General features: G+C 70.5%; 22 protein-coding genes, 2 tRNA genes and 1 pseudogene. 14 read left to right on the top strand and 11 right to left on the bottom strand.

Annotated features, from left to right (window positions below; translation table 11 throughout):
* Positions 1–4: 4 nt before the first annotated feature.
* From ACYVJJ_RS10020 to ACYVJJ_RS10035, 4 genes are all read right to left on the bottom strand, one after another.
* Positions 5–256: a hypothetical protein gene (locus ACYVJJ_RS10020; protein WP_460833190.1), complete on the bottom strand. Its 252-nt coding sequence runs from the start codon at positions 254–256 to the stop codon at positions 5–7.
* Positions 249–1,589 carry a sigma-54-dependent transcriptional regulator gene (locus ACYVJJ_RS10025; RefSeq protein ID WP_460833191.1) on the bottom strand — a complete coding sequence of 447 codons (1,341 nt, stop codon included), beginning with the start codon at positions 1,587–1,589 and terminating at the stop codon, positions 249–251. Before ACYVJJ_RS10025 ends, ACYVJJ_RS10020 begins: the two co-directional genes overlap by 8 nt.
* A gap of 132 nt (positions 1,590–1,721) precedes the next feature.
* Complete coding sequence (locus tag ACYVJJ_RS10030) at positions 1,722–2,894, bottom strand: zinc-dependent alcohol dehydrogenase (protein WP_460833193.1); 1,173 nt, start codon at positions 2,892–2,894, stop codon at positions 1,722–1,724.
* Positions 2,895–3,013: 119 nt separating this feature from the next.
* Positions 3,014–3,088 (bottom strand) — tRNA-Val (locus tag ACYVJJ_RS10035).
* A gap of 147 nt (positions 3,089–3,235) precedes the next feature.
* On the opposite strand from ACYVJJ_RS10035, the gene fabA reads away from it, so the two are divergent.
* Together fabA and fabB are read left to right on the top strand one after the other, a co-directional pair.
* Positions 3,236–3,751: a 3-hydroxyacyl-[acyl-carrier-protein] dehydratase FabA gene (gene fabA, locus ACYVJJ_RS10040; protein WP_460833194.1), complete on the top strand. Its 516-nt coding sequence runs from the start codon at positions 3,236–3,238 to the stop codon at positions 3,749–3,751.
* 1 nt (position 3,752) lies between these two features.
* Positions 3,753–4,967 (top strand): beta-ketoacyl-ACP synthase I, encoded by a 1,215-nt coding sequence (fabB, locus tag ACYVJJ_RS10045; protein ID WP_460833196.1) that lies wholly within the window; start codon positions 3,753–3,755, stop codon positions 4,965–4,967.
* An 80-nt stretch (positions 4,968–5,047) separates the two neighbouring features.
* Here the strand turns inward: fabB and ACYVJJ_RS10050 are convergent, their stop codons facing one another.
* A complete protein-coding gene (locus ACYVJJ_RS10050) occupies positions 5,048–5,992 on the bottom strand; it encodes a restriction endonuclease (protein ID WP_460833198.1) in 945 nt (314 codons plus the stop codon).
* A 54-nt stretch (positions 5,993–6,046) separates the two neighbouring features.
* Complete coding sequence (locus ACYVJJ_RS10055) at positions 6,047–6,322, bottom strand: polyhydroxyalkanoic acid system family protein (protein WP_460833200.1); 276 nt, start codon at positions 6,320–6,322, stop codon at positions 6,047–6,049.
* Positions 6,323–6,402: 80 nt separating this feature from the next.
* Between ACYVJJ_RS10055 and ACYVJJ_RS10060 the strand changes: the two genes are divergently transcribed.
* On the top strand, positions 6,403–7,185 hold the full coding sequence (locus ACYVJJ_RS10060) for an FHA domain-containing protein (RefSeq protein ID WP_460833202.1): 783 nt from the start codon (positions 6,403–6,405) through the stop codon (positions 7,183–7,185).
* Here the strand turns inward: ACYVJJ_RS10060 and ACYVJJ_RS10065 are convergent.
* Together ACYVJJ_RS10065 and msrP are read right to left on the bottom strand one after the other, a co-directional pair.
* The gene (locus ACYVJJ_RS10065; protein WP_460833204.1) at positions 7,154–7,828 is read right to left on the bottom strand and encodes a protein-methionine-sulfoxide reductase heme-binding subunit MsrQ; all 675 of its coding nucleotides are present in this window, start codon (positions 7,826–7,828) and stop codon (positions 7,154–7,156) included. The two genes, ACYVJJ_RS10060 and ACYVJJ_RS10065, sit on opposite strands and share 32 nt — an antisense overlap.
* Positions 7,819–8,787 carry a protein-methionine-sulfoxide reductase catalytic subunit MsrP gene (gene msrP, locus ACYVJJ_RS10070; RefSeq protein ID WP_460833206.1) on the bottom strand — a complete coding sequence of 323 codons (969 nt, stop codon included), beginning with the start codon at positions 8,785–8,787 and terminating at the stop codon, positions 7,819–7,821. The genes ACYVJJ_RS10065 and msrP overlap by 10 nt, the downstream gene beginning before the upstream one ends.
* Before the next feature lie 118 nt (positions 8,788–8,905).
* On the opposite strand from msrP, the gene serC reads away from it, so the two are divergent.
* From serC to aroA, 4 genes are all read left to right on the top strand, one after another.
* Positions 8,906–9,991 carry a 3-phosphoserine/phosphohydroxythreonine transaminase gene (gene serC, locus ACYVJJ_RS10075; protein ID WP_460833367.1) on the top strand — a complete coding sequence of 362 codons (1,086 nt, stop codon included), beginning with the start codon at positions 8,906–8,908 and terminating at the stop codon, positions 9,989–9,991.
* Between the two features lie 66 nt (positions 9,992–10,057).
* Complete coding sequence (pheA, locus tag ACYVJJ_RS10080; protein WP_460833207.1) at positions 10,058–11,158, top strand: prephenate dehydratase; 1,101 nt, start codon at positions 10,058–10,060, stop codon at positions 11,156–11,158.
* Positions 11,155–12,282, top strand: coding sequence for a histidinol-phosphate transaminase (gene hisC, locus ACYVJJ_RS10085; protein ID WP_460833209.1), 1,128 nt, complete (start codon positions 11,155–11,157; stop codon positions 12,280–12,282). The genes pheA and hisC overlap by 4 nt, the downstream gene beginning before the upstream one ends.
* Positions 12,279–13,586, top strand: a complete 1,308-nt coding sequence (gene aroA / locus ACYVJJ_RS10090; protein ID WP_460833210.1) for a 3-phosphoshikimate 1-carboxyvinyltransferase — start codon at positions 12,279–12,281, stop codon at positions 13,584–13,586. Before hisC ends, aroA begins: the two co-directional genes overlap by 4 nt.
* A 4-nt stretch (positions 13,587–13,590) precedes the next feature.
* Here aroA and ACYVJJ_RS10095 read toward each other — a convergent pair whose 3' ends face one another.
* The gene (locus ACYVJJ_RS10095) at positions 13,591–14,235 is read right to left on the bottom strand and encodes an energy transducer TonB (protein WP_460833212.1); all 645 of its coding nucleotides are present in this window, start codon (positions 14,233–14,235) and stop codon (positions 13,591–13,593) included.
* Between the two features lie 120 nt (positions 14,236–14,355).
* Between ACYVJJ_RS10095 and serS the strand changes: the two genes are divergently transcribed.
* Positions 14,356–15,636: a serine--tRNA ligase gene (gene serS, locus ACYVJJ_RS10100; protein ID WP_460833214.1), complete on the top strand. Its 1,281-nt coding sequence runs from the start codon at positions 14,356–14,358 to the stop codon at positions 15,634–15,636.
* A gap of 60 nt (positions 15,637–15,696) precedes the next feature.
* On the opposite strand, the gene ACYVJJ_RS10105 is transcribed toward serS, so the two are convergent.
* The gene (locus ACYVJJ_RS10105; RefSeq protein WP_460833216.1) at positions 15,697–16,272 is read right to left on the bottom strand and encodes an FMN-dependent NADH-azoreductase; all 576 of its coding nucleotides are present in this window, start codon (positions 16,270–16,272) and stop codon (positions 15,697–15,699) included.
* A 109-nt stretch (positions 16,273–16,381) separates the two neighbouring features.
* Between ACYVJJ_RS10105 and ACYVJJ_RS10110 the strand changes: the two genes are divergently transcribed.
* The 6 genes from ACYVJJ_RS10110 (at position 16,382) to ACYVJJ_RS10135 (ending at position 20,488) form a co-directional block, all read left to right on the top strand.
* Positions 16,382–17,374 carry a LysR family transcriptional regulator gene (locus tag ACYVJJ_RS10110; protein ID WP_460833218.1) on the top strand — a complete coding sequence of 331 codons (993 nt, stop codon included), beginning with the start codon at positions 16,382–16,384 and terminating at the stop codon, positions 17,372–17,374.
* Between the two features lie 85 nt (positions 17,375–17,459).
* Positions 17,460–17,549 (top strand) — tRNA-Ser (locus ACYVJJ_RS10115).
* 210 nt (positions 17,550–17,759) lie between these two features.
* A complete protein-coding gene (locus ACYVJJ_RS10120) occupies positions 17,760–18,341 on the top strand; it encodes an RNA polymerase sigma factor (protein ID WP_460833219.1) in 582 nt (193 codons plus the stop codon).
* Complete coding sequence (locus tag ACYVJJ_RS10125; RefSeq protein WP_460833221.1) at positions 18,338–18,835, top strand: hypothetical protein; 498 nt, start codon at positions 18,338–18,340, stop codon at positions 18,833–18,835. The genes ACYVJJ_RS10120 and ACYVJJ_RS10125 overlap by 4 nt, the downstream gene beginning before the upstream one ends.
* A gap of 13 nt (positions 18,836–18,848) precedes the next feature.
* Positions 18,849–19,766, top strand: a complete 918-nt coding sequence (locus tag ACYVJJ_RS10130; RefSeq protein ID WP_460833223.1) for a DUF4097 family beta strand repeat-containing protein — start codon at positions 18,849–18,851, stop codon at positions 19,764–19,766.
* Between the two features lie 65 nt (positions 19,767–19,831).
* Positions 19,832–20,488 carry a response regulator gene (locus ACYVJJ_RS10135; protein ID WP_460833225.1) on the top strand — a complete coding sequence of 219 codons (657 nt, stop codon included), beginning with the start codon at positions 19,832–19,834 and terminating at the stop codon, positions 20,486–20,488.
* 1,271 nt (positions 20,489–21,759) lie between these two features.
* Here the strand turns inward: ACYVJJ_RS10135 and ACYVJJ_RS10140 are convergent.
* Positions 21,760–23,940: pseudogene (locus ACYVJJ_RS10140) on the bottom strand (Rne/Rng family ribonuclease); the annotation flags it as partial.
* Positions 23,941–24,241 lie beyond the last annotated feature (301 nt).

Raw genomic sequence — 24,241 nt, forward strand, 5'->3', positions numbered from 1 at the left:
GCCGCTAGGCGGTCGGCGGCAGGTGGCGCAGCAGGTGCACGCAGCGCATGCCGGCCTCCTCGGCGCGCGCCAGGTTCATCGCCGCCGCCTGCACGTCACCCCGGTCGAGCATGCGACGCGCCGCGGCCGTCGCCATCGTGAGGGCATTGACCTCGTTCGACAGGTCATGGCGCCAGCGGCCGGTGTAATGCGGAGGCGGGGCGAAGGGCGGGCCCGGGATCTCGAACGGGCCGAGCGGATCGTAGATGTCAGGCATGCAGCGCGGGGCCGTCACCCACCGCGAGGCGCGCGAGCTGGTTGTGGATCGTGCGGACGCTCACCCCGAGGATCCGCGCCGCCTCGGTCTTGTCGTTGTCGACGCGCGCGAGCGTCTTCAGAAGCATCTCGCGCTCCACCTCGCCATAGCTCATCCCCACGTGGAACACGATGCTCGCCTCGTCCTGGTGCATCGGCTGCGGACGGCGTGTATCCGGGGCGATATGCACCAGTGGGCCATCGCTCATCAGGTAGGCGCGCTGACACAGGCTGCGCAGCTCCCGCACGTTTCCGGGCCAGGCATGGCGCCGCAGCATGCGCGTGCAGTCCGGCGCCAGGCGCTTGTCCTGCCCGTACTCCGTGTTGAGGCGGTCGATGAAGAGGTGGGCGAGTACCACGACGTCGTCGCCCCGCGCGCGCAGCGGCGGCAGCGCGACGATGAAGTCGGCGAGGCGGTAGTAGAGGTCCTCGCGGAGCAGGCCCTGCTCCACGGCGGTCATCGGATCGCGATTGGTCGCCGCGACGATCCGCACGTCGACCGGAATCGAGTCGGTGCCACCGACGCGGGTCACCTCCGCCGTTTCGAGAACACGCAGCAGGTACACCTGCAGCGGAGCCGGCATTTCGGTGATCTCGTCGAGGAACAGCGTGCCGCGGTTGGCCTGCTCGAAGTAGCCGACATGGCGCTGCGCCGCACCGGTGAAGCTGCCGCGCTCGTGGCCAAAGAGGTGGCTCGCGAGGAGCTCGGGCGCGATCGCGCCGCAGTTGACCGCGACGAAAGGCCCGCGGCGGCGGCTGCGCTCGTGCAGGGCCCGCGCAACGAGCTCCTTGCCGGTGCCGCTCTCGCCGGTGACGAGCACCGAAACGCGCGCCGGACCGATGCGCTCGAGGTCGTCGGCCAGCCGATGCATGGCCTCGCATTCGCCGACGAGGCCGCCGAGCCGCTTGGCACCGCTGCGTGCGAGCGCCCAGGCGGACGTATCCGTGAGCAGCGCATCGAACTCCTGCGGGCAAAGCGGCTTGAGCAGGTAGTCGAGCACCGGCAGTCCCACCGCGCGCGCCGCGATCTCGGCCGAACGCTCGCCCGTCATCAGGGCAACGCGGCTCTGGCGGCTGGGACCGAGTTCCTCGAGCAGGTCGAAAGCCGTGCCGTCCGGCAGCGATACGTCCAGCATCATCAGGTCGTTCGTCTTCCGGTCCATGGCCCGTCGCGATTCCTCGAGCGAGTGCGCCACGGATGCGTCGAAGCCGCGTGAGCGGGCGAAGTCGGCGGCCGCTTTCGCGAAGCCGGTGTCGTCGTCGACGATCAGGACGGAAGGGTGCGCGTCGGCCATGACGGATCTCGTTTCCAGAGACCCGCGACACTAGGTCTACCGCGGTTAAGGCGACGTATGGCCGGGCAAGGTTTTCGCAGCCGTGAATTTCGTGCACGGCTGCTGCCGCCGTCGACGCCTTTCGCGCCCAGCTCAGTGGGCGGTGGGCGTGAGTACCACTTTCCTGCAGTCCTCCTCCTTCCGATCGAACAGCCGGTACCCGAGCGCCGCCTGCTCGAGCGGCAGTCGATGCGTGATGATGGCTTCGGGATTGAGCCGGCCTTCGAGGATGTGCTCAAGCAGCTCCGGCATATAGCGCTGCGCGTGGGTCTGTCCCATGCGGAAGCTCAACCCTTTCTCGAATGCGTCGCCGAACATGAAGCCGTGGATGAAGCCGGCGTATACGCCGGGCACGCTCACCGTGCCGCCGCGTCGCGTCGCTGCGATCGCCTGCCGCAGGGCGGTTCCGCTCGAGCCTTCGAGCTTGAAGTTTGCGAGCGCGGTGTCGACCGGATTGCCCTTGGCCTCGAAGCCAACGGCTTCGATCGAGGCGTCGACGCCGCGCCCGCGCGTCTGCTCAATGATCGCCGCCGCGGGGTCGGGCACGTCGTCGAAGTTGATCGGCGTCACCCCGTATGCGGCAACCGCGTACTGCAGCCGATACGCATGGTGGTCGACCATCCAGATCCGCTCGACGCCGAGCATCCGTGCACATGCCGCGCTCATCAGCCCGACCGGGCCCGCACCGAAGATGGCAAGGGTGGCGCCGGGGCCGACGTCTGCATTGAGGACGGCCTGGTAGCCCGTCGGGAGGATGTCGGAGAGGAACAGCACCTGCTCGTCGGCCACGCCCGGCGGCAGTTTCAGCGGGCCGACGTCCGCCTTCGGCACGCGCACCAACTCCGCCTGGCCGCCCGCGTAGCCGCCGTAGAGATGCGTGTAGCCGAACATGCCCGCACCGGGGCGCAGCCCCTTGCCGTTGAGCAGTGCACCCGGGCCGGGGTTGGTCGTCTCGCAGGCGGCGAAGAGTTCGCGCTCGCAGAAGAAGCAGCCGCCGCAGGCGATCGTGAAGGGCACGACGACGCGATCCCCGCGGCGCAGTCGCGTCACGGCGGGGCCGACCTCCTCGACGATCCCCATGAACTCGTGGCCAAGGATGTCACCGGGCGCCAGGCCGGGCACCTTGCCGCGGTAGAGGTGAAGGTCCGAGCCGCAGATCGCCGTGGCGGTAACGCGCAGGATGAGGTCGTCTGCGGCCTCGATCCGCGGGTCCGGCACGTTCTCGATACGGACATCGAAACCGCCGTGATAGGTCAGCGCTCGCATCGTCGCTCCCGTCGGGTGATACCGCGGGGTGTCGCAGGTTCCATGCCATCGGCCGAGGGCCGGACGCGAAAAAGCCGCCCGGAGGCGGCCTTTCGTGGCGCGGCGAGCGCGCTGGAACCTGGTGGGCGGTGCAGGGTTCGAACCTGCGACCCTTGCCGTGTGAAGGCAATGCTCTACCGCTGAGCTAACCGCCCGTGAAGGCCGCGCAGTATAGAGGACGCCGCGGCGGCCGCCAAGCGGTCGCTTCCGCCGGCCGCGTCATTCGCACACCATTCGCCTGCGAACTGAGAGCCTCGCGGTTCAACGGCTAGACTTGCGGGCTTTCCCCCGTATCCCGAGCGATGACGCGACCTTCCTCCCTCGACCGCGAACAGCTGCTGGCCTGCGCCCGCGGCGAAATGTTCGGCCCCGGCAACGCGCGCCTGCCGGCGCCGCCGATGCTGATGTTCGACCGCATCACGCACATCTCCGAGGAGGGCGGCCGATACGGCAAGGGCGTCATGCGCGCCGAGCTCGACATCACGCCGGACCTCTGGTTCTTCGGCTGCCACTTCCTCGGCGATCCCGTGATGCCGGGCTGCCTGGGCCTCGATGCGATGTGGCAGCTCGCCGGCTTTTACCTGCCTTGGCTCGGCGAGCCCGGCCGGGGCCGCGCGCTGGGCGTCGGCGAGGTCAAGTTCACCGGGCAGGTACTGCCCGAGGCGAAGGTCGTCGGCTACGAGATCGACATCCGTCGCGTGATGCGCGGCAAGCTGGCGCTCGTCATCGCCGATGGCCGCACGTACGTCGACGGCCGCGAGATCTACGTGGCCAGCGGATTGCGCGTCGGCCTGTTCGGCTCGACGGAGGGCTTCTGACATGCAGCGCGTCGTCGTCACCGGCATGGGCCTCACGTCCTGCCTCGGCCATGATCTCGACACCGTTTCCGGTGCATTGCGCGAGGGCCGGTCGGGCCTGCGCTACGTGCCCGAATACGAAACGCTCGGCCTGCGCAGCCGCGTGGCCGGCGTGCCCGACATCGATCTGGATGCGCACATCGACCGCAAGCTGCGCCGCTTCATGGGCGACGCCGCCGGGCACGCTTACGTCGCGGCCGTGCGCGCCGTCGAGGATGCGGGCCTCGATCCCGAAACGCTCCGCCAGCCGCGTGCCGGCGCGATCGCCGGCTCCGGCGGTGGCTCGCCGGAGTGGCAGATCGAAACCGGCGAGTTGCTGAAGACCAAGGGCGTGCGGCGTGTCGGGCCGTACATGGTCCCGCGCACGATGTGCTCGACGGTGTCCGCGGCGCTCGCGACCGCGTTCGGCATCCGCGGCGTGAGCTATTCGATCTCCGCCGCCTGCGCCACGTCGGCGCATTGCATCGGGGCGGCCGCGGACCTGATCCGCCACGGCGTGCAGGACGTCATCCTCGCCGGCGGCGGCGAGGAACTGCACTGGGGCATGACCTGCCAGTTCGACGCCATGGGCGCGCTGGCGACCGCTTCAAACGACACGCCCGAACGCGCATCGCGCCCGTACGACGCGGATCGCGACGGGTTCGTCATCGCGGGCGGCGGCGGCATGCTGGTGCTCGAATCGCTCGAGCATGCGCAGGCGCGCGGCGCGCGCATCCATGCGGAGCTGGTCGGCTACGGCGTGACGTCCGACGGCGTGGACATGGTCGCGCCGTCCGGCGAAGGTGCGGTGCGCTGCATGCGCATGGCACTGGAAGGCGTGCAGGGGCCGATCGATTACCTCAATACGCACGGCACCTCGACGCCCGTGGGCGACATCACGGAGCTGCAGGCGGTGCGGGAAGTCTTCGGCGATGCCATTCCGCCACTGTCGTCGACCAAGGCGCTCAGCGGCCATTCGCTCGGCGCGGCGAGCGTGCACGAGGCGATCTACAGCCTGCTGATGATGCGCGACGGCTTCATGGCCGCCTCCTACAACATCGAGCGCCTCGACGAGCGCGCCGAAGGTTACCCGGTGCTGCGCGAGACCACGCCGGCCGCGCTGCGGACCGTGATGTCCAACAGCTTCGGCTTCGGCGGCACCAATGCGTGCCTGGTGTTCTCGCGCTTCGACGGCTGACATGCGTCGAGCGGCCTAGGCCGCTCGACCGTTTCCGACCACTGGGACCGACGCGCCGACGCCGGGCGCCGGCGTTGCGCTCAATAGCTCGCGCACTGCTTGAACCGCACGGGCACGCCGCTCTCCGGCGGGTTCTGCAGCTGCAGGCGCGATGCGCGCAGCAGCTCGTTCGGCATCATCACCGCGCACAGACGCTCGTCGGTCGCCAGCTCCGGATCGGTGATGAAGATCTGCAGCGTCGAGCGTGTGGACCAGACCGCGCGGTCGACGCCCGGGAGCGTCGCGATCTGGTGCGCCAGGTCGACGCGCTGCTCTTCCTCGCTGCGCGGCACGACGATGGGCTTTTCCGCCGTATCGGCAGGCGCGGCCGCCGTGCGCGGGCGGGGCGACGACAGCGCCGCGTCCGGCACTGCCCCCACCTCGGGCTCGGCAACGAAGTGGACGAGCAGCCAGGCGAGCGCGAGGCCCGCGATCGTCGACACCGCGAGTGCGACCGCGCTCCCGCGCAACGTGCGTGCCTGCGCGCGTGCCTCGACTTCGGACAGGACGCTCGCCGGCAACCGCGGCTCGACCAGCTTCCACAGGCCGTCGCCGTCGACCAGCTCGATGTTCGCCACCACCTCGCGCGCGGAAGGCTCCACGCGGCCGAGCGTGATGAGCAGGCCGCCGCCGGCCTGGTGGACGCGGATCTGGCGCACGAAGTCCTCGACCGCGTCGCGGCCGATCGTGTTCGCGAGGCCCTGGCGGAACTGCAGCAGCCAGGGGCGGCCTTCCCGATGCAGCACGACGTCGCCCTGCGCGCCACGCGCGGCACGCGATTCCGCACTCTCCCGCTCGAAGCCGGACGCGCCGAGTGCGTCGACGATCAGGTTCGACAATTCGCGCCAGCGCATCGCCGAGAGGATCTTCAGGCCCTCGCGCGTGACTTCATGTGGACGACGGATACGCCAGAGGTAGCCCGCCCATACGGCGGCGGCGATGGCGGCGAGGAGCAGTCCGATGATGAGCGCGGCGACGGGCGTCATGGGGCGGGGAGGGCGTCGGGGCGCATGACTATACCGGGCGCGTCGCGCCCGACGTCAGGAGAACCGCTCGGCGAGCACGCGGCGGATCTCCTGTTCGATCGGCCCCTTCATCGCGCCGAGCAGGAAGCCCAGCTTCGCGGTCACGTGGATGAGGCCGGGCTCGAGCCGGATCTCGCCGTCGACCCCGCTGCGCTCGAAGCGCAGGCTGTCGCCGACCCAGGCGGATGTGGCGCCGAAGCGCTCGCAAAGCGTGTCGGACAGGCGCTGCACCGAGTCCCGGGCCTGTGCGGGCGGCAGCGAATGCGCGTGGCGGATGTCGATGGTGGACATGGCGGTCTCGTCGTAGGCGCGGGCGACCATTGTCACCCACCGCCGGGCAAGGCCGCGTGGGCATGCTAGATTCCGGCCGCGTGACTTCCCTCCGACTGCGCCCCCTCGACAGCGAGCGCGACGTCCTGGTCCTCGACCCGGGCGTGCATGCGCTCGCGTCGGCGCTCCTGCATGGGCGGCCCGGGGCCACGGACACGCCGCTGGCGCACGTCTACGTCGATTCGCGAGGCGTGTGGCTGCAGCTCGCGGAAGGGGTGCGCGGCGCCTACGTCAACGGGCGGGCGCTGCGGCACATGGCGATGCTGCGTGCCGGCGACTCGCTGTTCCTCGACGGGGTCGAATGCGTGCTTCAGGGACGACGACCCGAGGCCCCGCCGGCGGCATCCAGTCCCGTGCGCGGCGGCGATGCGCGTGTCGTCCTGCGTTGCGTGGCGGGACGCCATCATGGGCGCTGCTTTCCGCTCGAGAACGGCGTGACGCTGGGCCGGGCGCGTGACAACGCGATCCTGCTCGACGACGATGCCGTCGCCGAGCGGGAGGTCGACCTGCAGCTCGTCGCGGACGGCGTGCTCGCCGATGTGTCCGGTCGCGCCGGGGTGGTCGCCGCGAACGGCTATGCGATCACGCGGGCGCTGCTGGAGCCGGGCGACCAGCTCGTCGTCGGCGGCCAGCATCGCTTCGTGGTGGAGGCGGCCCGGCCGGCTGGTGCACGCAAGGCGTCGCCCGAAGTCCCCGCCCGCCCGCCGGCGCCGAGCGTGCAGCCGGAGCTGCGTCGCGCCGCGCGCCGAGTGCCCTGGCTGCTTTTCGCCGCCGTGCTGCTTGCGGGCGCGCTCAGCCTGCTGCTGGTCTACGGCGCCCGCTAACGGGCATCCACCGCCGCCAGGCGCGCCAGCCCAGCAGAAGCGCCAGAAGCGCCGCATACAAGGCGGGCTCGCGGATGTCGGATTTCACCAGCCACCAGAAGTGCAGCACGGCCAGCACGGCGATCAGGTACACGAGCCGATGGAGCTGGCCCCAACGCCGACCCAGCGCCTGCATGGCGCGGCGTGTCGACGTCAGTGCGAGCGGGACGAGGAGCAGCCAGGCGACGAAGCCGACGGTGATGTAGGGGCGCTTTGCGATCTCCGCGAAGATGTCCGTCCAGTAGCCGCGAAGGTCGAGGGCGAGGTAGGCCGCGAAATGCAGCGTGGCGTAGAAGAAGGCGTAGAGCCCGAGCATCCGTCGGAAGCGCAGCAACACCGCCTGGCCCGTGAGCTGGCGCAGCGGGCTGATCGCGAGGGTGACCAGCAGCAGCCGCAGCGCCCACAGGCCCAGGAAGTGCTCGATCGCCGCGACGGGGTCGGCGCCCAGTGCACCACTGCCCGTCCGCAGCTCGCGCCAGACCTGCAGCGCCAGCCAGATCGCCGGCGCGAGGGCCGCCAGGTGGACGACGAACTTCGCGACGATGATCCCCGCGGCAGGCGCTGCGCGACGCGCGCCCGCGGACGAGCCCGTGCTCAGAACCATCTGCGCAGGTCCAACCCCGCGTACATCGACCCCACCTGGTCGGCGTAGCCATTGAACAGGCGCGTGGGAATCCGGTCGGCGAACAGCTTGCTGCCGGTGCCGGCGATCCGGCGCTCGGTCTTCTGGCTCCAGCGCGGATGGTCGACCGCGGGATTCACGTTGGAGAAGAAGCCGTACTCGCGCGCGTCCGCCACGTTCCAGCTGGTGCGTGGGCGCTCTTCCGTGAAGTCGATCCGCACGATCGACTTGATGCTCTTGAAGCCGTATTTCCACGGCACGACCAGCCGCAGCGGCGCGCCGTTCTGCTGCGGCAGCGGCTTGCCATACAGGCCGGTGGCGAGCAGCGTGAGCGGGTGCATCGCCTCGTCGATGCGCAGGCCCTCGCGGTAGGGCCAGTCGAGCGCGGGATAGGACAGGCCGGGCATCTGCGCGCGGTCGGCGAGGGTGGTGAAGGCGACGTACTTCGCCTTCGATGTCGGCCCGAAGCGCTTGAGGACCGAGGCGAGCGGTACGCCGAGCCATGGGATCACCATCGACCAGCCTTCGACGCAGCGCAGGCGGTAGACGCGCTCCTCCGGCTGCACGCCCTTGAGCAGGTCGTCCAGCGCGACGACGCCGGGCTTGGTGCACTCGCCTCCGATCCGGACGGACCAAGGCCGGGTACGGAGCGTTCGCGCGGCGCGCGAGGGGTCGGCCTTGCCGGTCCCGAACTCGTAGAAGTTGTTGTACGTCGTCGCGTCGAGCCAGGTCGTGCGCTCCTCGCGGGTCGCGAAGCCCGCGCGGATCCGCGCGGGGTCGAGACGCGTCGCGGGCGCCGGTGGCGGCTCGGCTTCGGCGCAGCCGCTCAGGCCCAGACCGGGCAGGGCCGACAGGGCCGCGAGCACCCGCCGCCGGTCGCGGTAGACGGCCTCGTCGGTGATCTCGCGGCTGGGGATCCTCAGGACGTCGCGCAGGGACATGGCCGGCTCCGGGTCGATAACGGATTAGACGGTGCTCATGATGAAAAAGATGCAGCCGCGCGCGGCGGTCGTGCTGCGCTGCGGCATACTCGGGCTTCCTCCGCCCGCGAGCCCGACGATGCCCCGCGTCTTCAACTTCAGTGCCGGCCCCGCCACCCTCCCGGAAACCGTCCTCGAGCAGGCGCGCGACGAGCTGCTGGACTGGCGCGGCGTCGGCGCGTCGATCGTCGAGCTGAGCCATCGCGGCGCGGAGTTCATGGGCGTCGCGGCCGAGGCCGAGGCCGACCTGCGTCGCCTGATGTCGATCCCCGACGGCTACGCGGTGCTGTTCCTCGCCGGTGGCGCGACGACCGCGCAGGCACTGCTGCCGCTGAACTTCGCCGCGCCCGAGCAGGCGGCGGACTACGTGATCTCGGGCCACTGGGGGAAGACCGCGGTCAAGCAGGCGAAGGTCTACGTCGATGCGCGCATCGCGGCGACGAGCGAGGCGGGCGGGTTCCGAGACATCCCGGAACGCGCGTCGTGGTCGCTTTCGCCCGACGCGGCCTACGTGCACATCACTGCGAACGAGACGATCCACGGCGTGGAGTTCCGTGACGTGCCGGACACGGGCGACGTCCCGCTGTTCGCCGACTTCAGCTCGAGCATCGCGTCCGAGCCGCTCGACGTCTCGCGTTTCGGCGTGATCTACGCGGGCGCACAGAAGAATCTCGGGCCGGTCGGCGTGACCGTGGTGATCGTGCGGCGTGACCTGCTCGAGCGCAGCGGCCAGCCGCGCGCCGACATCTTTGACTACCGCTCGCATCTCAAGGGCGAGTCGATGCTCAATACGCCGCCGACGTGGAACTGGTATCTCGCGGGCCTCGTCTTCAAGTGGATGCTCGCCGAAGGCGGCGTCGAGGCCTTCGCCGAGCGGAACGCACGCAAGGCGGCGATGCTTTATGCGGCGATCGACGGCTCCGGCGGCTTCTACCGCAACGAGGTTGCCCCGGACGTGCGTTCGCGCATGAACGTGCCCTTCTTCCTGCACGATCCCGCGCTCGACAAGGCCTTCCTCGCCGAGTCCGAGCAGGCGGGCCTGATCGGGCTGAAGGGCCATCGCGCGCTCGGCGGCATGCGGGCCTCCATCTACAACGCATTGCCCGAGGCGGGCGTGCGTGCGCTCGTCGCCTTCATGGACGACTTCCGCGCGCGCCACGGCTGACCAGGGACTCGACGACACGACGCGGCGAGGCGACCACGGCAGGCCGCCACCGTAGCAGGACGGGACATGGCAACGCAGGACGACGGCATCCTTCCCAGCCTCGGCGCGCTCCGCGAGCGCATCGACGGCATCGATCGCGAGATCCAGTCGCTCATCAGCGAGCGCGCCCGATATGCGGCGCAGGTCGGCCGTGCGAAGGGCGATCTCGCACGTGCCGTCGACTACTACCGCCCGGAGCGCGAGGCCCAGGTGCTGCGGCGGGTCGTGGACCGCAACGAGGGGCCGCTGGAAAATGCAGTGCTGGTGCGGGTGTTCCGCGAGATCATGTCGGCCTGCCTCGCCCAGCAGGAGCCGCTGAAGGTCGGCTACCTCGGGCCCGAGGGCACGCATTCGCAACAGGCGGCCCTCAAGCACTTCGGGCACTCCGTGCGCGCACTGCCGCTGGCGAGCATCGAGGAAGTGTTCCAGGAGGTGCAGGCAGGCAATGCCGACTTCGGTGTCGTGCCGGTGGAGAACTCCACGCAGGGCACGATCCAGTCGACGCTGGACATGTTCCTGTCGTCGGAAGTGCGCATCTGCGGTGAGGTCGAGCTGCGCGTCCACCAGCACCTGCTTTCGCGCAGCGGACGGATGGACGAGATCGAGCGGGTCTACTCGCATCCGCAATCCTTCGCGCAGTGCCGCGCCTGGCTGCGCGTGAACCTGCCGAACGCCGAGATGATCCCCGTGGCGAGCAATGCCGACGCGGCCCGCCGCGCGCGCAATGCCGACGATGCCGCCGCCATCGCCGGCGCGAGCGCGGCCAGCATCTACGGCCTGCGCACCGTCGCCGGCCCGATCGAGGATCGGCAGGACAACACCACGCGCTTTCTCGTGCTGGGGCGCGAGCTGTTCACGCCGTCGGGGCACGATCGCACCTCGCTGCTCGTCTACATCCGCGACCAGCCCGGCGCGCTGTACCGCGTACTCGAGCCCTTCGCGCGCAACGGCCTCAGCATGACGCGCATCGAGTCCCGCCCCGGCCACGCTGCGCCCTGGCAGTACGCCTTCTTCATCGACATCGACGGGCATGCGCACGATGCCGGCATGGAGCGCGCGCTCGGCGAGCTGGGCGAGTTCGCGCAGGAGGTCCGCGTGCTCGGCTCGTATCCGGTGGCGATCGGATGAGCGGGCCGCGCGACGAAGCCGCTTACGCCGCACGCGCCACGCCGGGGATCCAGCGGCTGCATGCCTATGACCCGGGGCACGACGTGGTGGCACTGCGCGCCGCACATCCCTGGCTCGTCGAGCTCGGCTCGAACGAGAGTCCTTACGGGCCGTCCCCGCAGGCCCGTGCCGCGGTGCTCGACGCGCTCCACGGCATTCATCGCTATCCCGACCCGCGCGGCGCGGCGTTGAAGACCGCACTCGCGCATGCGCACGGGATCGACCCCGCCGCGATCCTCCTCGGTAATGGATCGCACGAATTGCTGATGCAGCTCGCGCAGATTTTCGCGGGGTCCGGCACCGAGGTCGCGTTTCCCCAATACGGCTTCGCGGTATTCGCCCTCGCCGCACAGGCCGCCGGGGCGACGATTCGCGTCGCCGCGGCACGGCCCGCGGACGACTCGATGCCGCACGGCCACGACCTCGCAACGCTCGCCGCAGCCATCGGCGCCGACACGCGGCTGGTCTACCTCGCCAATCCGAACAACCCGACGGGCACGTGGCTGGGTGCCAAGGCACTCGCCGCGTTCCTCGACGCCGTGCCCGACCACGTACTCGTCGTAGTCGACGAGGCCTATGCCGAAATGGCGCTGGCGCCCGATTACGCGAGCGTGCTGCCGCAGGTCGCCGCCCGCACGAACCTGGTCGTGACCCGCACCTTCAGCAAGGCGTATGCGCTCGCGGGCCTGCGTTGCGGCTATCTCGTCGCGCCGCCCGGGCTGGTCGCGGTGATGGAGCGGGTCCGCGAGAGCTTCAACGTCAATTCGATCGCACTTGCCGCCTGCGAGGCTGCGCTGGGCGACCGCGAGCACCTTGGGTGGACCGTCCAGCGCAACGCCGAGCAGCGCGCGTCGCTCGCGGCCGCGCTGGCTGCACGCGGGCTCGCCGTTTCGCCCTCCCAGACGAATTTCCTGCTGGTGCGGTTCGGTGCGGCGACGCGGGACATCGAGACCCGGCTCCTCCGACAGGGCGTGATCCTGCGGCCGATGGCAGGCTACGGGCTGGGTGAGTACAGCCGCGTCACGGTGGGCACCGCCGACGAGAACCGACGCCTGCTCCAGGCGCTCGACGAGGTCCTGCGATGAGCACATGGACGGCGAGTGCCGGGTCGCCCCTGCGCGGGCGCATCCGCGTCCCTGGCGACAAGTCGATCTCGCATCGCGCGGTGATGCTCGCGTCGATCGCCGATGGCACGAGCCGGATCACCGGCTTTCTCGAAGGCGAGGACACGCGCGCGACCGCGCGGGTCTTTTCGCGCCTCGGTGTCCGGATCGAGTCGCCCGCGGCGAGCGAACGCATCGTCCATGGCGTCGGCATGGACGGACTGCGGGCACCGGACCGTCCCCTCGACTGCGGCAACGCGGGCACCGGGATGCGCCTGCTCGCGGGGCTCCTGTCCGCGCAGGGTTTTCCGAGCGTGCTGGTCGGCGACGAGTCGCTGTCCCGCCGGCCCATGCGCCGCGTCACGGAGCCGCTCTCGCGGCTCGGCGCGTGCATCGAGACCGAGGACGGCGGACTGCCACCGCTGCGAATAGCACCGGTGCCCGCGCTGCGCGGTGCTCGTATCGAGACCGAAGTGGCGAGCGCGCAGGTGAAGTCGGCGCTGCTGCTCGCGGGGCTGTATGCGGCGGGCCGCACCACGGTCGTCGAGCCCACGCCGACGCGCGACTACACCGAGCGGATGCTGCGCGCGTTCGGTTACGACATCGAGTTTTCACCCGGGACCGCGAGCCTCGGGGGCGGCGGGCGGCTGCATGCGACGGATGTCGACGTGCCGGCCGACTTCTCGTCGGCCGCGTTCTTCCTCGTCGCCGCCAGCATCGTGCCGGGGTCGGACCTCGTCGTCGAAGCGGTCGGCATGAATCCGCGGCGGACGGGCCTGCTCGACGCGCTGCGCCTGATGGGCGCCGACATCGACGCGATCGCGCCGCGCGAGCAGGGCGGCGAGCCGGTCGCCGACCTGCGCGTGCGGTATGCGCCGCTTCGCGGCATCGAGGTCCCGACGCACCTGGTGCCGGACATGATCGACGAGTTCCCGGCGCTGTTCGCCGCCGCAGCCTGCGCGGACGGCGAAACCCGCGTGCGAGACGCCGCGGAGCTGCGGGTCAAGGAATCCGACCGGATCGCGACGATGGCCGCGGGGCTGCGTGCACTCGGTGCGGACGTCGAGGAGTTCGCCGATGGCGCGCGCATCCGCGGCGGCGCCCTGCATGCCGGCGCCGCGGGCAGCCACGGTGACCATCGCATCGCGATGGCGCTCGCGGTCGCGGCGCAGCGGGTCGAGCGCGGCGGGGTGCGGATCGACGATACGGCGAACGTCGCGACGTCGTTCCCGGGCTTCGTCGACCTCGCGCGCGGCGCGGGCTTCGGGATCGACGAGGCGCGCTGAGGCCTCAGGGCCTGAAATCGATCGGCACCATGACGGTGCCGACCGTCGGGTTTCCATCCTTCACCGCCGGCTCGAAGCGCCAACGCCGCACCGCCGCCGTCGCCGCGCGGTCGAGGTCGCGCGAGCCGCTGCTCTGCGCGACCTGCACCGACGTGGGCACGCCATCGGGCCCGATGTGCGCGACCACGAGCGTCGTGCCCCCTTCGCCGCGGACGAGCGAACGCGCCGGGTAATCCGGCGGCGGCGTGCGGCCGGGGACCGGCTTCGGATCGCGATCGCGAGCCACGGCAACGGGTTCCGGACGCTCGGGCTCGGGGCGTCGCTCGACGGGCGCCGGCGGCGGTGGCGGCGGTGCCTGGGCAACCGGCGCCTCGTCGACCGGCGGCGGTGGCAGCGGCTCGATGCCCGAGCCTTCGCCGGCCGGCAGCGGCGCCGGCAGCGGCGCGTAGGTCTCGTCGGATGCCGTGGGTGGCACCGTACCGGCGCGGAAGAAGCCGTCGTCGCGCGACTGCCGGATCACCACGAAGAACAGCACCAGCCCGATCGCGAAGGCGGGAACGAACCAGAGCCAGCCGCGTCGTCCCGGCGACCAAGCGGAGAGGTCGGGAAAGCGACGTCGCGGAGTGGGCTGGGGTGTCGGCGTGGCCATGGGGGTCCGTCGTGGGGCGTGCGGCGATGCTACCGACGCGCCGTTAAGCCGTCGGGAAGGGTGCGGGGCGCCGCGCAGCCGCCATAATGCCCGTCGCTCCCATCCTTCGCGATCGCCACGATGCTCGACAACGCCCAACTGCGCCAACGCCCCGCCGAAGTCGCCGAACGCCTGCGCGCGACGCGGGGCTACGTGCTCGACGTGGCAGCGCTGGAGTCGCTCGAGGCCGAGCGCAAGCAGATCCAGACGCGCACGCAGGAGCTGCAGAACCTGCGGAACACGCGCAGCAAGGCCATCGGGCAGGCGAAGGCGAAGGGCGAGGACACGGCCGCGCTGATGGCCGAGGTCGCGGGGATCGGCGACGAGCTGAAGTTGGGCGAGGCGCGGCTGGACGCGATCCGCAGCGAGCTCGAGGCAATCGCACTGGGCATTCCGAACGTGCCACACGAGTCGGTGCCGCAGGGGAACGACGAGTCGGGGAACGTCGAGCAGCATCGCTGGGGCACGCCGCGCACGCTCGATTTCGAGCCGAAGGACCACGTCGAGCTCGGCGCACGCAACGGCTGGCTCGACGGCGACACCGCCGCGAAGCTTTCGGGTGCGCGCTTCACCGTGCTGCGAGGCCCGCTCGCGCGGCTGCATCGTGCGCTGGCGCAGTTCATGCTCGACCTCCACACGGGGGAGCACGGCTACACCGAGGTGAACGTGCCGCTGCTCGTGAATGCCGACAGCATGCGGGGCACCGGCCAACTGCCGAAGTTCGAGGACGACCTGTTCGCCACGGCCGTCGGCGAGTCGAAGCGCTACCTGATCCCGACGTCCGAGGTGCCGCTGACGAACATCGTGCGCGACGAGATCGTGGAGGACCCGGCGCTGCCGCTGCGCATGACGGCGCACTCGATGTGCTTCCGCGCCGAGGCCGGCAGCCACGGCCGCGACACGCGCGGCATGATCCGCCAGCACCAGTTCGAGAAGGTCGAGCTGGTGAGCATCGCGAAGCCGGAGGAGAGCGACGCCGAGCACGAGCGCATGACGCGCTGCGCCGAGGTCGTGCTCGAGCGACTCGGCCTTCCGTATCGCCGCATGCTGCTGTGCACGGGCGACATGGGCTTTTCCGCGTCGAAGACGTTCGACCTCGAGGTCTGGCTGCCCTCGCAGGGCACCTACCGTGAGATCTCGTCGTGCTCCAACTGCGACGCCTTCCAGGCGCGCCGCATGCAGGCGCGCTGGCGCAATCCGCAGACGGGCAAGCCCGAGCCGGTGCATACGCTCAACGGCTCGGGCGTGGCCGTGGGCCGCGCCATGATCGCCGTCATGGAGAACTACCAGCAGGCCGATGGCAGCATCGTCGTGCCGGAAGTCCTGCGCCCTTACATGGGCGGGCTCGACGTCCTGCGCTGAGCAGCTGCATCCGCGCAATTGGAAGGCCCGTCGACATCGGCGAGCCTTTGCATTCCGGCATCAGGCCGCGAGGCGTTGGTTCTCGCAGCCCGAGATCGCGCGATCGATCGCTTCACGGCGATGTGCGGGCGACAGTGCGACACCGTCGGCGCGGACGAAATGGAGATCGGTGACCCCGAGGAAGCCGAATACCTGCCGCAGGTACGGCTCCACGAAATCGGTCGGCTCGCCCGCATGCAGGCCGCCGGCCGCGACGGCCACGATGATCGTCTTGCCGTGCACCAGGCCCTCGGGGCCGTCGGCGGTGTAGCGGAACGTGCGCCCGGCCACGCTGATGCGGTCGATCCACGCCTTCAGGCTGGACGGGATCGAAAAGTTGTACATCGGCGCACCGATAACGACGGTGTCGGCCGCGAGGAACTGGTCCAGGGTCACCGCCGAGCGCGCGGCCGCCTCGGCGTCCGCACCGCCGAGGATCCGGCCGTCGAGATGGGGGAGGGGATTCGCGTCCAGGTCGAGACGTTCGACCGTGGCGCCGGGCGCATCGGCCTGCAGGCCGGCAACGAGTGCGGCGGTGATTTCGCGGGTGGCGGAGTTCGCGCCCAGGGCGCTGGAGTCGATGTGAAGGAGGTTCATGGGATCGTCCTGTCGGTGGGATACCGGGCACGACAGAAGCTAGGGCGTTGCATCCGTGGAATTAACGTGGTCCAATGCCACTGTACGTTGCGTCCATGGAACTGTCGCCATGCATGACCTCAATGACCTCTATTACTTCGCCGCCGTCGTCGAGCATTCCGGCTTCGCCGCCGCCGAGCGCGCGCTGGGGATTCCCAAGTCGCGGCTGAGCCGTCGGATCTCGCAACTCGAGACCGATCTCGGCGTGCGGCTGCTGCAGCGATCCACGCGACGCTTCGCCGTCACGGACGTCGGGCAGAGTGTCTACCGCCACGCGCAGTCGATGCTCGAGGAGGCGAAGGCGGCGCGCGAGGTCGTCGACCGGCTCAGCGCCGAGCCGCGCGGCGTGATCCGCGTGAGCGTCCCGGTGGGCATCGCCCAGCAGCACATGCCGCGCCTCTTGCCGGAATTCCTCGCGCTGTATCCGCAGGTCCGCGTGCAGATGCACATCAGCAACCGGCGGGTGGACGTGATCAACGAAGGCTTCGACGTCGCGCTGCGCGTGCGCACGCGGCTCGACGACGACGGCAGCCTGGTGATGCGCAGCTTCGGCCAGATCCAGGAGCTGCTCGTCGCGAGCCCGCAGTACCTCAAGCGCATGGGCCGCCCGAAGACGCCGGACGAACTCGCCGAGCACGTCACCATGTCGATGAGCGAGGACGAGGCGCGCCAGCGGTGGGAGCTGCACGGCCCGAACGGCGAGGTACGCCGCATGGAACTCAAGCCGCGGATCATGGGCTTTGATTTCCCGATGCTGATGCAGCTGTCCAAGCAGGGCATCGGCATCACGCTGCTGCCCGAGACGATCTGCGCCGAAGCCGTGCGCAATGGCGAGCTCGAGGTCGTGCTGCCGGACTGGCGCCTTCCGCAGGGCATCTTCCACGCGGTCTTCGCCTCGCGCCGCGGCATGCTGCCCGCCGTGCGCGTCTTCATCGATTTCCTCGCCGAGCGCGCGCCGGCGCTGGTCGAGTCGGCGCGGCTGCAGTGCTCGGAGATCCACGGCCGGCCTTGCCCGGGCGATGCCGAGACGGCACCCCGTCGCGCGGAGGCGGTTCCGGCCTGACGCGTGCGAGAATGCGGCCGCGCGCGCCGCTGCGACGACCGGTCGATGGCGTCGGGCAGGGGCCCGGACGCGCGCGATGTACCCCGGAGAGATGGCCGAGTGGTTTAAGGCAGCGGTCTTGAAAACCGCCGAAGGGTCAAACCTTCCGTGGGTTCGAATCCCACTCTCTCCGCCAAGCTCCAGACGGGCCTTTCGGGGCCCGTCCTCGTTTCGGGGTGCGCGAGGCCGTCCAGGGCCGCGACGACGCGCTCGCCGAGCCCAGAGTTGAGTCCGGCGCCCCGCGTGGGCGCGAGACGTCCGCCGCTGCCGCACCCCGGTCGTGCGAGTCACGTGGGAAGCGTGCGGCGCTTTTAAACCTCCGGACGCCCCGCTGCATCAGAGGGGTATGCTCACCGCCGTGCTCGATGCCTCGCTCGTCTCCACCGCCGCGCTCGACGACGACCGCGACCTGGTGGCGTCGGCGTCTCGAGGCTCCGTGGGTGCCTTCGGGGCGCTCTACCGCCGGCACGCGGGACGGGTCCATGGCGTGATCACGCGCTTGGTCGGCGCGCACGGCGCGCGGGCCGAGGACCTCACGCAGGAGACCTTCGTCCGTGCTTGGCAGTCGCTCGCCGGCTTCCGGCAGGACGCCGCCTTCGGCACGTGGCTGCATCGGCTCGCGGTGAATACGGCGCTGATGGACCTGCGCAGCCGCCGCGTGCGCCGCCATGACGAGGGCGAGGGCGACGAGCTCGACATGGTCGGCGCGGCCGACTCGGCCGGCGGCTCGACGGCGCTGCGCCTCGACCTGGAGCGCGCGGTCGCGAGCCTGCCGCCCCGCGCGCGGGCCGTCCTGGTCCTTTACGACATCGAGGGCTGGAAGCACGAGGAGATCGCGGCCGAGCTCGACATGGCCGTCGGCAGTTCCAAGGCACAGCTGCACCGTGCGCGCCAGCTGCTGCGTGCACGACTGGGAGAGAACGCATGACGCACGAAACGACGCCGCCGGGCAGTGATGCACCGCTCCCCGAGGCATTGCGCTGGCAGCTCCGCACGATGCGGCAGGACGTGCAGCCGGCGAACGACCTCTGGCCGGGCATCGCGGCGCGCCTTGCGGAGCCGCAGGCACGCGCGGCCGCGCCGACGGCCCACTGGCGTCCCGCATTCGCGGTGGCCGCTACGGTGGTGCTCGCGGTTGCGTCGGTCGCGCTGCTTTCTTCGCGCTACCGCCCCGAGCCGCCGGATACGACTGCACTGCGCGCGGCGCAGACGCTCGAGGCCGAGTACCGCGACGCCTTCCGCAGCCTCGGCAGCGCACCGTCCACCGATCCGATCGCGCCCGCCGTCAGCGAGCTCGACCGCAGCGCGCGGCAGATCCGTCGCGCGCTCGATCGCGATCCCGATTCGCGACTGCTGCTCGAGCAGTTGCGCCGCACCTATGCCCTCCGCCTCGCGCTGTCGCAGCGCGCACTCGCGGGTTGACCAGGAGACCGCCATGAACACCCCCACCATCACCCTGCTCGCGACAGCGCTATTGCTCGCCGGCAATGCCGCGTCGGCGGCCACGCCGATCAACGAGTCGCGCCCGCTCGATGCGCGCGGCCGCGTCGAGGTCGAGAACGTCAAGGGCCGTATCGAAGTGCGCGCCTGGGACCGTGCCGAAGTCAGGATCGAAGGCTCGCTCGGCAAGGGCGTCGAACGCCTCGAGATCCAGGGCGACCGCGGCGTGCTGCGGATCAAGGTGAAGTATCCCTCGCGCAACGGCGTGATGGGTTTCGCGCTCGGCGACTCGCAGAGCGAGCCCACGGTGCTGCGACTGATGGTGCCGGTGCGCGCCGACCTCGACATCGCCGCCGTCTCCGCGGATGTCCTCGCCTGGGGCGTGGCGCCCGCGCGTCTGCAGATCGAGAACGTGAGCGGCAACACGACGGTTGCGGCTGCGCCGGACTCCGCTGAGATCAGCAGCGTGAGCGGTGACCTCGACCTCACGCTCAACCGCGCCAACGTCAACGTGGAAAGCGTCAGCGGCGACATCCGGCTGAGCGGGCGGCTCGGTGGCGAGATCGAGGTGGAGACCGTCTCCGGCGACCTCGACCTCAACGTGATCGGCACGCCGGTCGAACAGCTCCAGGGCACGAGCGTGTCGGGCGACATGCGACTGCGCACGGCCGTCGCGGCGCGCGCGCGCATGACGCTCGAATCGGTCAGCGGCGACATCGACCTGCGGCTGCCGTCGAACGTCTCCGCCGATGTGCGCGCGGAAAGCTTCAGCGGCAGCCTGCGCGCGCCGAACGCGACCGTCGAGCGCCCGCCCCACGGTCCGGGCGCCAACCTGCGCAAGCGCTACGGCAGCGGCGATGCGGACATCTCGATCGAGACCTTCTCCGGCGATGCGGAGCTGCGCTTCGACTGAGGCGCGGTTGCGCGGCCCGCCGGCCGCCAGTAACGTTTCCTCCGGGAAAACTCCGGGGGAAATGGATGTCCATCCGCGTATTCATCATCGACGACCATGCGCTGGTGCGCACCGGCATGCGCATGATCCTGTCGTCGCAGACCGATATCGAAGTGGTCGGCGACAGCGACAGCGGCGAGGCAGCACTGCCGCAGGTCCGCACGCTCAAGCCCGACGTGGTGCTGTGTGACCTGCACCTGCCCGGCGTGAGCGGGCTCGAGGTCACCGAGCGCATCGTGCGCGGCGACTTCGGCAGCCGCGTCATCATCGTCTCCGTGATGGAGGACGGCCCGCTTCCGAAACGCCTCATCGAGGCCGGCGCGGCCGGCTATGTCGGCAAGGGCGGTGACGCGAACGAGCTGCTGCGCGCGGTGCGCGACGTCGCACGCGGCAAGCGCTACCTCGCTTCTTCCGTTGCGCAGAACCTCGCATTGTCCGGCATCGGCGGCAGCGGCTCGCCGTTCGACGAATGCTCGCCGCGCGAGCTCGAGATCGCGCTGCTGCTGGTGCAGGGCCTGCGCCAGGAACAGATCGCGAAGCGGCTCAACCTGAGCCCGAAGACCGTGAACACGCACAAGAGCCGCATGTTCGAGAAGCTCGGGCTGGCGATCAGCGACACGGTCGGGCTGGCGCGGCTGGCCGCGCAGTACGGGCTGGTCGACCAGGCGTCGGCGATTCCGTAGGGATCGCCGGTGCGGTGGTCGACCCGACGGTCATCGCCACACGAAGTCATCCGCACGATCAAGAGCGCGTCCACGTGCGGCTCCGCGGCGCGCCCGGTACCAGTGCGGCCGACGTCCGCAACCGTAAGTACGGGCTAGCGCTCCGATGCTTTGCGCGGTTGTCGCCTCGGCTAATTGCCCGCGTGGACCGACTCGAAGCATCTGCCAAAGAAAAGGCCGGCGGGATGCCGGCCTTTTCCTCGTAGCGGTCGCACTGATTACGGGTTTCGAGGTGCTTCCTCACCAGAAGCGCCGACGACGGGCTCGCTTGCGCTCGCGTCCGGCTCGGCCGCGCGCGGCGGGAGGTCCAGCAGCTCCTGCGTCGTGTAGCGCGGCTCTTCGACCGGCGTGGTGACCGCCGTCGGACGATCCGGCGGGACCGCCGATGGGCGTTCCACATCGCTGTTCGCCGTCGAGGCGTCGACAGCCGCCGGCGCTACAGACGGGGCGCTATCCGAAACCACGCTTTCTGCCGGCATGGCCTGCGCCGCTGCCACGCTGGTCGGTACCTCCGGTGCTTGCGCGGCATCGTCCGTCGGCGCCGGATCGACCGCGATCGCGGCGGCGTGCACGGGCACCGCGGTGGGAGCCGTTACGGCCGATCCCGTCGGCACCGCCGATGTCGCGTCGCTCGCGGGCGACGCAGCCGCGACGGCGGCGTCGGCTTCCTGCACGGATTCCGCCACGCGGGTGGCGGGCGACGCGGCCGCGCCTTCATGCGCTTCGGCGGTGTCCGCAGGGGAGGCCGTCCGGACGAGCGACTCGGCCGCATCCGCTGCAGGGTGCGCCGTTTCGACCGTTACGGAGTTGGCGGCGGTCGAACTCGTCGGGGCTCCCGTCTGCACCGATGCGACCGGTGCAGGCTCGCTCGAATGCACAGCCGTCGGCGACGGCTTGGCGACGGGCGCGACCGGCGCTGCGGCCGCCGGAATGTCGTCGAATTCGAATTCCGGCTGTGTACGACCCGATGCCTGCGCACCGCTATCCTCGCTGTCTTCGCCATCGTCGCTTTCGGGGCCATCGAAGCCCTCGAGGCCGTCCAGGCCATCGATCGCCTCGGCGCCTTCGGCACCACCGCGGCGGCGGCGACGCCCGCCGCGACGCCCACGCCGACGGCGCGCGCCGTTCTCGCCCTTGCCGGCATCGGCGCTGTCGAGCTGCGCAAGCGCGGTCTCGGCGGCGTCGGTGGCGACGACGGGCGTGCCGATGGGCTCGACCGCGTCGATCCGCGGCTCGAGGGCGTCGATCGCGACCGGCGCGGTGAGGGCAGCGCTCTCGACCGCCTGCGTCGGCTCCGGGCGCGGCGGGGACGCCTGTGCCGGCTTCGCCGACTCGGTCACCGCGGGCTTCGGCTCGCGCGCCGCGGCTGCCGCGGCGGCGTCGCGTCGTTCCTGGCGGGAGGGACGCGGTTGCGCCGGTAATGGCTGCGCGACGGCCGACGGGGCACCGCCGTTCGCGGGCTGCGGGCCCTGGCGCGACTTGCCGCCGTTGCGACCCTGCGGCTGCGTACCCTTCGGTGGCTGCGGAGTGTTCCGGGCCTCGGGGGAGGGCGCCGCGCCACGATCACGGCGGGCATCGCGCGCATCACGATTCCCGCGACGCTCGCTGCGGTCACGGCCGTCGCGGCGCTCGCCCTGCGACTTGCCCGCTGACGTCGGTGCAGCCGGTGCGCTCGGCGCAGCCACCGGCGTCTGGCCGCGGAAGAAGCGCAGGATCCGCTCGACCACGCCGACCGAATGCGTCGGCGTGGCGATCGGCGCCGGGGCGGGGGCGGCAGCCACCGGGGCAGGGGCCTCCTCGCGCGGTTCGCGCAGTGGCGCAGGCTGGGCCGGCTTGACGTTCGTGACGGCCGCCGGCGGCGGGATGTTGAGATGGGCCTTGGTCAGCGCATGCGTCGCGAGCTTGCGCGGCGTATGGCGCTGGTAGCTCGGCTTGCTGGTCTCCTCGCCGAGCTCGTTCTCGCGGATCCGCGTGACCTCGAAGTGCGGCGTTTCGAGCTGGTCGTCGGCGACGATCACGATCGGCGCGTCGTGGCGCTGCTCGATCTCCGCGAGCGCGCGGCGCTTCTCGTTGAGGAGGTAGTTCGCGATTTCGGTCGGCGCCTGCACGAGCACCTGGCCCGTGTTGTCCTTCATCGCATGTTCTTCGGCGAGGCGCAGCACGGACAGCGACAGCGACTCCACGCTGCGCATGCGGCCGTGGCCCTCGCAGCGTGGGCACACGATCTGGCTCGACTCGCCCAGCGACGGGCGCAGTCGCTGCCGCGAGAGCTCGAGCAGGCCGAAGCGCGAGATGCGCCCGATCTGCACGCGCGCGCGGTCATGGCGCAGGGCGTTCGACAGCCGGTTCTCGACCTCGCGCTGGTGCTTGGTCGACGACATGTCGATGAAGTCGATGACCACGAGCCCGCCGAGATCGCGCAGGCGCATCTGGCGCGCGACTTCCTCGGCCGCCTCGAGGTTCGTGTTGAACGCCGTTTCTTCGATATCGCCGCCCTTCGTGGCGCGGGCCGAGTTGACGTCGATCGCGGTGAGCGCCTCGGTCTGGTCGATCACCAGCGCGCCGCCGGACGGCAGCTTCACCGTCCGCTCGTAGGCGTTCTCGATCTGCGACTCGATCTGGTAGCGATTGAAGAGGGGGACGTCGTCGGTGTAGTGCTTGAGCTTGCGCAGGTTGTGCGGCATGACCTGCTGCACGAAGTCGCGCGCCTCCTGATACATCTCCGGCGTGTCGACGAGGACCTCGCCGATGTCCGGGCGCATGTAGTCACGCAGGGCGCGGATGATCAGGCGCGATTCCTGGTAGATCAGGAAGGGCGCGGGCTTGGCGAGCGCGGCCTCGCAGATGGCGCGCCAGATCTGCAGCAGGTAGTCGAGGTCCCACTGCAGCTCTTCGGCGTCACGGCCGACGCCGGCGGTGCGGATGATCACCCCCATGTCGTCGGGGATGTTGAGCGAGTCCATCGCCTTCTTGAGCTCGGCCCGGTCGTCGCCCTCGATGCGGCGCGAGACGCCGCCCGCGGTCGGCGAGTTCGGCATCAGGACCATATAGCGGCCCGCGAGCGAGATGAAGGTCGTCAGGGCCGCGCCCTTGTTGCCGCGTTCCTCCTTGTCGACCTGGACGACGACTTCCTGGCCTTCCTTCAGCAGCTCCTTGAGCCCGGCCTTGTTCGGGTCGACGCCGGCCTGGAAGTAATCCCGCGAGATCTCCTTGAGCGGCAGGAAGCCGTGGCGCTCGCCGCCGTACTCCACGAAGGCGGCCTCGAGCGACGGCTCGAGGCGGGTGATGCGGCCCTTGTAGATGTTCGACTTCTTCTGTTCCTTCGCCGGCTGTTCGATGTCGATGTCGTACAGGGCCTGTCCATCGACGATCGCGACGCGCAGTTCTTCCGCCTGCGTCGCGTTGATGAGCATTCGCTTCATTGTTGGGCGTCCTCGCGCGCAACCGCGCGACGGCGCCGTGGCGTCCGCCTCTGGGCACGGGCCTCTGTCGCGCACCGCGCGGTCGAGGGCCCCACTTCCAGCGCTGCACACCACGGCGGGCCGCGGGAGCGCTTGTTCGTGAAACTTGTTGTGGAACCTTGGGGCCGGCGGCGGCCTCGGATGTCGTCGGCGCCGCGCGGGTCGGATGTCATCGCACGACGGCGTCACCCGTCGGGCGAGGTCCGGTCCTGCCTGAGCGCGCTGCTAACATGGCCGACCCCGCGGGTCGTGG

The sequence above is a fragment of the Lysobacter humi (ex Lee et al. 2017) genome (assembly GCF_054781815.1).